General features: G+C 37.4%; 3 protein-coding genes. All 3 read right to left on the bottom strand.

Annotation, left to right across the window (positions count from 1 at the left end):
• Positions 1–218: 218 nt before the first annotated feature.
• Genes CDZ78_RS22515 through CDZ78_RS20945 form a run of 3 tightly spaced genes read right to left on the bottom strand, consistent with a single transcriptional unit; the run spans position 219 to position 922 of the window.
• A complete protein-coding gene (locus tag CDZ78_RS22515; RefSeq protein WP_167374440.1) occupies positions 219–389 on the bottom strand; it encodes a hypothetical protein in 171 nt (56 codons plus the stop codon).
• A gap of 54 nt (positions 390–443) precedes the next feature.
• Positions 444–617 carry a hypothetical protein gene (locus CDZ78_RS22520; RefSeq protein ID WP_167374441.1) on the bottom strand — a complete coding sequence of 58 codons (174 nt, stop codon included), beginning with the start codon at positions 615–617 and terminating at the stop codon, positions 444–446.
• Complete coding sequence (locus CDZ78_RS20945; protein ID WP_167374442.1) at positions 608–922, bottom strand: tyrosine-type recombinase/integrase; 315 nt, start codon at positions 920–922, stop codon at positions 608–610. Before CDZ78_RS20945 ends, CDZ78_RS22520 begins: the two co-directional genes overlap by 10 nt.
• Positions 923–1,012 lie beyond the last annotated feature (90 nt).

Consider the following 1,012-nt stretch of genomic DNA (forward strand, 5'->3'; position numbering starts at 1 on the left):
CTCATGATAGCAGGTAACGCGGAGAAGTGAACTTTATGCGACAGAACCCCGCTATTTTGGCTCGTGATTTTTCATGTCTTTCCAGCTCCATAGAGCTAAATAGCCAAAAAGTATAACCACTGAAAGTACCGCTAAACCTACAAATATTTGATTAAGCATCTTCAAGCTCCTGTAATAATTGTTCAACTCTTTTATGTCGAGTGAAAATAAAGAAAACATTAAAAAACAACAACAGCAGCAGAACCGCCAATAATTGGATACCATGTAGCTGTATCAATATTCATAACTAACCAGCCTGTAATAGCTACGGCTACTGTTATTGCTATTGCTACAGATATGTAATATCTTACATAAGATAACTCTTCCTTTAGTCTATCTAGTTTTGGCATTGTTCAGTTCCCCTTTAAGATTAATTAAGTATGGCTTATTTTAATACAATAACGCTATTGTGTCAATTTATTTCTTTGATATTTGTCTTTTTGACGGCATTTATTAGAGCAAAATTTAGCTTTCTTAATGCCTTCAAACTCTTCTTTGCAAACAGGGCATATCTTGGTTTCAATTTTTCGTTTTGAAGCCAATATTGCACCTGCTGATAGCGTATTTTCTACTGCCATGCGTTCATCACCATATTTCTTTTTTCTGCTCCTATCGCACTGGTATAGATTTCAGTGATTTTTGTGTCGGAATGCCCCATCAAATCACGCAAAATATTTAAAGGTAACGCCTTTTCACCTGATAGCATAGCTATACCAAAACCATGCCTCAATCCCTTGGATGTAGCTTGCTTGCCTTTTATGCCAGCTCTAGCCATAACACCTTTAACCATTCGCCATGTAGTAGCTCGGCTCATAGTCCAAAGTGGTTGATCCTGTTCTTTGTTTAATCGGGCAAGCCGTCTTAAATCAAAAGGTGGATTCAACTCTGAAGTGCAATTCCTGTAATCATGCGGCCTCACGTTTATTCTTATGAAAAAACACAGCATGAGGGGTGTCATAGTTTAACGTTTTTC

Origin of the sequence: Bathymodiolus platifrons methanotrophic gill symbiont, from assembly GCF_002189065.1 — a bacterium.
Taxonomy (GTDB): domain Bacteria; phylum Pseudomonadota; class Gammaproteobacteria; order Methylococcales; family Methylomonadaceae; genus Methyloprofundus.

What these genes read in the sequence shown, in the direction of transcription:
- CDZ78_RS22515 (WP_167374440.1), bottom strand. Translation starts at nt 389, where the DNA reads ATGCCAAAACTAGATAGACTAAAGGAAGAGTTATCTTATGTAAGATAT.
- CDZ78_RS22520 (WP_167374441.1), bottom strand. Translation starts at nt 617, where the DNA reads ATGGCAGTAGAAAATACGCTATCAGCAGGTGCAATATTGGCTTCAAAA.